Source organism: Tatumella sp. UBA2305 (assembly GCF_002345795.1).
Lineage (GTDB): Bacteria > Pseudomonadota > Gammaproteobacteria > Enterobacterales > Enterobacteriaceae > Tatumella > Tatumella morbirosei.
Map to the genome: position 1 here is coordinate 226,106 of NZ_DDVT01000003.1, position 6,000 is coordinate 232,105.

General features: G+C 48.1%; 7 protein-coding genes. 3 read left to right on the forward strand and 4 right to left on the reverse strand.

Annotated features, from left to right (window positions below; translation table 11 throughout):
- Positions 1-117: 117 nt before the first annotated feature.
- The 4 genes from B3Z23_RS02335 to B3Z23_RS02350 all read right to left on the reverse strand — a co-directional run bounded on the left by B3Z23_RS02335 (position 118) and on the right by B3Z23_RS02350 (position 2,745).
- Positions 118-1,017: a Dyp-type peroxidase gene (locus B3Z23_RS02335; RefSeq protein ID WP_294901047.1), complete on the reverse strand. Its 900-nt coding sequence runs from the start codon at positions 1,015-1,017 to the stop codon at positions 118-120.
- A 124-nt stretch (positions 1,018-1,141) separates the two neighbouring features.
- The gene (locus B3Z23_RS02340) at positions 1,142-1,753 is read right to left on the reverse strand and encodes an RpoE-regulated lipoprotein (protein WP_294901050.1); all 612 of its coding nucleotides are present in this window, start codon (positions 1,751-1,753) and stop codon (positions 1,142-1,144) included.
- A gap of 63 nt (positions 1,754-1,816) precedes the next feature.
- Positions 1,817-2,272 carry a DUF2919 domain-containing protein gene (locus B3Z23_RS02345; RefSeq protein WP_294901054.1) on the reverse strand — a complete coding sequence of 152 codons (456 nt, stop codon included), beginning with the start codon at positions 2,270-2,272 and terminating at the stop codon, positions 1,817-1,819.
- A gap of 47 nt (positions 2,273-2,319) precedes the next feature.
- Positions 2,320-2,745, reverse strand: a complete 426-nt coding sequence (locus B3Z23_RS02350; protein ID WP_294901057.1) for a GNAT family acetyltransferase — start codon at positions 2,743-2,745, stop codon at positions 2,320-2,322.
- A gap of 235 nt (positions 2,746-2,980) precedes the next feature.
- On the opposite strand from B3Z23_RS02350, the gene amiA reads away from it, so the two are divergent.
- The 3 genes from amiA to tal all read left to right on the forward strand — a co-directional run bounded on the left by amiA (position 2,981) and on the right by tal (position 5,934).
- Positions 2,981-3,838 (forward strand): N-acetylmuramoyl-L-alanine amidase AmiA, encoded by an 858-nt coding sequence (gene amiA, locus B3Z23_RS02355; RefSeq protein ID WP_294901092.1) that lies wholly within the window; start codon positions 2,981-2,983, stop codon positions 3,836-3,838.
- A gap of 36 nt (positions 3,839-3,874) precedes the next feature.
- Positions 3,875-4,783 carry an oxygen-dependent coproporphyrinogen oxidase gene (gene hemF / locus B3Z23_RS02360; protein ID WP_294901059.1) on the forward strand — a complete coding sequence of 303 codons (909 nt, stop codon included), beginning with the start codon at positions 3,875-3,877 and terminating at the stop codon, positions 4,781-4,783.
- A 200-nt stretch (positions 4,784-4,983) separates the two neighbouring features.
- Positions 4,984-5,934, forward strand: a complete 951-nt coding sequence (gene tal / locus B3Z23_RS02365; RefSeq protein WP_294901062.1) for a transaldolase — start codon at positions 4,984-4,986, stop codon at positions 5,932-5,934.
- The last annotated feature ends 66 nt before the right edge of the window (positions 5,935-6,000 follow it).

Consider the following 6,000-nt stretch of genomic DNA (forward strand, 5'->3'; position numbering starts at 1 on the left):
AGGGGATGGAATTGCGGACCAACTGCAGGTCAAACTTCAGGACTTCGGGAAAAAACTAACAGCCATAGCCCTCTTATAACATTCAGAGATACCGGCGACCATGGCTGTGAATTGAAATCAAAGGCGGGTTAACTGACTGAGCGAAGGGGCATAGAAGTAGCTGCCACTGACTGGTTTAGAGAAACGCAGTAATCCATCGTATTTACCGTCCGTTTCACCAAACATGCTTAGCAATTGCTGCTCAATATTATGCAGACGTGCACAGTAAGCAATAAAGTAGAGTCCATGCGTCCCGCTAACCGATCCGTAGGGCAGACTCTGGCGTAAAATCTTCAGCCCTGCCCCATCCTCTTTCAGATCGACGCGACTCAGATGAGAAGTCACTGGCCGGGATTCAGCCGGCAACTCTTCATTGGCCTGTTTTGTACGACCAATCATCGCTTCCTGTTTTTCCACCGGCAGTTTATTCCAGGGGGTGAGATTATGTATCCAGCGCTGAGTCAGCACATAACTGCCCCCGGCATCTTCACCGTCGGCAATAATCGCTACCTGATGACGTTTTTCTCCCTGAGGATTTTCGGTTCCATCAATGAAACCACTCAGGTCGCGATCTTCAACCCAGCGAAAGCCCTGCGTTTCCTCGCGAATATCCAGTAATGGGCCGAACAGCTCCATAGCAATCTGACCCAGTGCAAAATTGACATCCTGACGTTGTGACTGAATATGAATCAGCACGTCACTCTGGGTTGCCGGAGCCATACCTTTACCCAGCGCCCGAAACGGCTTCAGCTCCGGGGCCGACGCTGATGAAGCGTTCATTTTACGCCATATCTCATCGCCAAAAGCAATCACACTACCCAGGCGGGCATCAGGATATTTTTGCTGCAATTCTGCCTGGCGATCGAGGAATAAACGTATCTGAGGTCCGGCTTGCGCCGTATCAGCTCTAAAAAATCCCTCCAGCCAAAGTCCTGCACGACAATGTTCAGGCAATATACCACTCTGATAGTCTGCCACTACTCACATCTCCGGAATTAAGTAAAAACAGTTAATTTTTAATTAATTATACCGGAAATGTGATTCAAAAACTTATTGTAGATCAGAAGATTATTTCATCTGAGTAATAGCGAATCATCCGCGACTATTGCTGCCAGATAATCCGTGACAGGGTCCAGTTTTGCAGTGTATCGTCGGCCGGCATTATCCCCTGTGGACCATGCCATTCTCCCTGATATTCCAGAAGGATATGCTGGCTATCAGGCGCCCGGCAACTGACAACATCACCATTAGCCGTTGGCTGGCAATGACCAAAGGCTTTGCTGTAAACCCGGGAGAACTTGCTGCCAATTTTCACTCCGTCAGAGGTAGCGACTCCGGGGTCAGATACCTCGATACGCGAGACCGTACTCTGGCCCTGAATGTTCAGCATTACCTGACCGTCTTTCAAAGCCTGCCAGAAAGTGACAATCTCGCCTTTTTCGGTACGCATACCCTCCCGCAACTGATAATGACTGCCTAATCCGCTACGAATGCCGGACTCAGTCATGGGTGTCATGCTGTTTAACCCGTCAACTCCTTGTTCAGTCACCTCCAGTGAAGACCCAAACCAGTGCCAGGGCAATGCAGATGACCAGGAATACGTCAGCGGGTTCCACCATTTAACACTATCGGTACTATGACTGGTTTGCGCAGTACCGGCACAACCGCTCACGATCAGCACACCAGTTAGCAGTGTGGTTTTCAATAATTTCATCGACATTTCTGTCCCTTTTACATTTGCTCAATGTCAGCTTGGAGTGATAAAACCGTAAAAAGTTTATTCGCCGGCAGAAGAGTCGGGTATAAAACAGTCCCGTAATCTGTGGTTCGCGAGTAGCCAGTAAGCGGATAACAGGTCACAGATCAGTAAAATGACCGGCGCCGGCGACTGCTCTAACAGAACATAATTGAGTTGTGTCAGTTGCCAGCCGAATGTTATCAATGAACCGGCGACCAGCACCCAACGCCAGGCCGACCACAGACGCATCATCCGCTGACGGTAACCACTAAGTAAAAATGCAGCCACAGCGATCAGTCCCAGTGCCAGACCAGGATAAAAACCTTGCCTGTCCGGATAAAATAAACTCAGCAATGTCTCGCCCTGTTGCCTTGACGCACCGGCAATCACTAAGACTATCCAGGTACGTGCCTGTAATATCAGAATCAGCCAGAACAAAAAAGGCAGTTTAAGCTGCCCTTCACTGTCATAATTTTCGGGAGAATAGTGAATCAATGTTAATCAGTTATCCTGGTACAGTGTGAAAATCCCACGCATTAATCTTAATATTCCCGATCTTCAATCAGCCGCTTCCCTAAAAGAACGGAATCAACGATTTCGTAATCCAGCTTTTCATAAAAACCCATCACCGCGTCATTCTCTTCCCGAACCATCAGATGAACTTTCGGACATCCTCTGGCAATGAGTTTTTTTTCCAGCCGGTTCATCAGAGCATTGGCATAACCACGGCCCCGAAAATCGGGATCAACCCCCAGATAGTAGGCTGAACCACGGTGTCCGTCATATCCGCCCATCAGAGTAGCCACCACCTGCCCTCCGGCCACAGCCACCAGAAACAGATCCGGGTCATGCTGCATTTTTCTTTCAATATCCATTTCAGGATCATTCCAGGGACGTAATAAATCACAACGCTCCCATAAGGTAATGACCTCATCAAAATCTTCCTGGCGAAATCCACGAATTTCCATCGCGATGCCCCTGTAGTCACTGATATTGGCTGATTATGGCGTTTTACACTTTATCTGCAACCCTGTAAGACTCACAAAAGCAGAAAAAACTACCTTTTGTAAAGAACAGAACTGCAATACTCGGTAAAAGGCTGAAATATTTGGCTGGTCGCAATAATCCGAATGTTACGATATAACAAAGGGGTGACGATTTATTATTTTAATCCGGACGGAGATGGAACTGCAGATGAAAAAAATGTCCCTACTGAAACAACTGGTCAATCGCCGCCAGTTAATCTTTTCCGGCCTGGCGCTGGCCGTGTTGTCTCCACGAGCCGTATTAGCACGGGAGTCATCCATTAAATCCACTCCAGGCAGCCATCCTGCAACAAAAAAAGCTGCCACAAATGGTAAGTTTATTGTCATGATCGATCCAGGCCATGGGGGAATTGACTCCGGTGCAGTGGGAGAAGAAGGCTCCATGGAAAAACATGTGGTGCTGGAAATTGCCGGCACTATACGTCAGTTACTGAGTAACCATCCACATATAGAAGCCCGCCTGACACGTGACAGCGATCATTTTATCCCGCTTTACCAAAGAGTTGAAATCGCCAGTCAACACGGGGCGAATCTGTTTATGTCTATTCATGCGGACGGTTACACAAGTCCTGAAGCTCATGGCGCATCAGTCTTCGCACTGTCAAACCGTGGAGCTACCAGTGCTATGGCCCGTTACCTCTCTGAACGCGAGAACGCGGCCGATGATGTAGCAGGAGTAAAAGTACGGGAAAAAGACCACTATCTGCAGCAGATCCTGTTTGACTTAGTGCAGACCAATACCATCAAAAACAGTCTGACTCTGGGTAAACATGTATTGGATAAAATTCGCCCGGTTCATCATCTGCATAGCCAGCACACTGAACAGGCGGCTTTTGCGGTACTGAAATCACCTTCTATCCCTTCAGTTTTGGTGGAAACCTCATTTATTACCAATCCGGCAGAAGAGAAATTACTCGGCTCAACCGCCTTCCGCCACAAGATTGCTACGGCGATTACCGAAGGAATTGTGAATTATTATAATGAATCCGCTATCCACAACCGGCGGGTAAGTTAGGTATAATCAGCAAAATCCCACAATAAATGATGTGATATGAACGTTCCCGACAAAAATCAGGTCAAGGAGTTCCTGCTGTCACTGCAGGATAAAATTTGTCAACAGTTGGCTGCCGCCGATGGAAGCACAGAATTTTCGGAAGACAGTTGGCAACGTGAAGCGGGCGGCGGCGGGCGTTCTCGTGTTCTGCGCAATGGGGCGGTCTTTGAGCAGGCAGGCGTTAACTTTTCTCATGTATATGGTCAGGGTATGCCAGCCTCGGCCACCGCACATCGCCCTGAACTGGCCGGACGTAGCTTCGAAGCTATGGGCGTTTCGCTGGTGATTCATCCGCATAATCCCTATGTTCCGACCAGCCATGCAAATGTCCGTTTTTTTATTGCGGAAAAACCAGGAGCCGACCCCATCTGGTGGTTTGGTGGTGGTTTTGATCTGACCCCTTACTACGGTTTTACAGAAGACGCCGTTCACTGGCACCAGACCGCAAAAGATCTCTGTCAGCCTTTTGGGGACGATGTTTTTCCGCGTTATAAAAAATGGTGTGATGACTATTTTTACCTGCGTCACCGTGACGAACAACGAGGCATTGGCGGTCTGTTTTTTGATGATCTGAACAGCCCTGATTTTGAGCACTGTTTTGCTTTCACCCGCGCCGTGGGCGAAGGTTTTACACAGGCCTATCTGCCGATAGTGGAACGTCGGAAATCTCTGCCCTGGGGAGAGCGTGAACGCGAATTCCAGCTATATCGCCGTGGCAGATACGTTGAATTTAATCTGGTGTGGGACCGTGGTACCCTGTTCGGTTTACAAACCGGCGGCAGAACGGAATCCATTCTGATGTCCATGCCTCCTCAGGTTCGCTGGGAATATAACTATCATCCACAACCCGGTAGTCCTGAAGCTGAGTTATATCAGCATTTTCTGCCCGTTAAAAACTGGGTCTGATCATGACTTCTGCTGCGGGCGAACACGGATTTACAACGTTCCCGCAGCTGTTTCCGCACTTTTCATCCGCTTACCTTTCACTATTATCGGAGAAAACATATTTTCTTCGCGCGCAAAATCCGGCAGAGTGTTAAATTCCTGTTATCAATTATTCCGTGTACGATGGAATAATTTGCTCATAAAGGATGAGAAGCCGTTTCATGAACCAGCTCGATGCGTTAAAACAATTCACAACCGTAGTCGCTGACAGTGGAGATATACAGTCAATCCGCGATTACCAGCCACAAGATGCAACCACTAACCCTTCTCTGGTCCTGAAAGCCGCTGCATTACCTGCCTGTCAGCCGTTAATCGATGATGCTATCCGCTACGCTAATCTGCAAGGGGGCAATAAAGAGACGAGAATCATTAATGCCAGCGACCGGGTGGCTGTCAATCTGGGGGTTGAAATTCTTAAAAGCATTCCGGGACGAATTTCGACAGAGGTCGATGCGCGATTATCATTTAACCGGGGAATGTGCGTGGCTAAAGCAGAAAAACTGGTCAGGATGTATGAAGAACAAAATATTGACCGGTCACGAATTCTGATTAAGTTAGCCTCCACCTGGGAAGGTATTAAGGCTGCAGAGGAACTGGAGCAACTGGGCATAAACTGCAATCTTACCCTGCTCTTTTCCTTTGCCCAGGCCAGGGCTTGCGCTGAAGCGGGGGTTTATCTGATTTCGCCATTTGTCGGCCGCATCTATGACTGGTATCACAGCCGTAATCCTGAAACCTCTTATCAGGCGGATGAGGATCCAGGAGTAAAATCGGTGCGTAATATTTACGACTATTATAAGAAGCATCGTTATTCCACCATAATTATGGGGGCCAGTTTCCGTAATACCGGGCAGGTTCTTGCGCTTGCTGGCTGTGATCGCTTAACGATTTCTCCGGAATTACTCCATGCACTTAAAAACAGCGATGCCAGGGTGGAACAAAAACTTCAGGCGTCGGTGGAAGCATTTCATCAACCAGCACCATTGTCAGAAGATGAATTTCGCTGGCAACACAACCAGGATGCCATGGCAGTAGATAAACTGGCGGAAGGTATTCGTCAGTTCGCCACAGACCAGCAAAAACTGGAAGATATGCTGGCAGACCGGCTCTAATTGCTTAATTTCATATAATTATCCTTAATCAGGTGGAAAGAAATATGCCCTCACATAAAGAACTCG

Coding starts and splice junctions, on each gene's coding strand:
- B3Z23_RS02340 (WP_294901050.1), bottom strand. CDS start 1,753: ATGAAATTATTGAAAACCACACTGCTAACTGGTGTGCTGATCGTGAGC.
- B3Z23_RS02350 (WP_294901057.1), bottom strand. CDS start 2,745: ATGGAAATTCGTGGATTTCGCCAGGAAGATTTTGATGAGGTCATTACC.
- amiA (WP_294901092.1), top strand. CDS start 2,981: ATGTCCCTACTGAAACAACTGGTCAATCGCCGCCAGTTAATCTTTTCC.
- hemF (WP_294901059.1), top strand. CDS start 3,875: ATGAACGTTCCCGACAAAAATCAGGTCAAGGAGTTCCTGCTGTCACTG.
- tal (WP_294901062.1), top strand. CDS start 4,984: ATGAACCAGCTCGATGCGTTAAAACAATTCACAACCGTAGTCGCTGAC.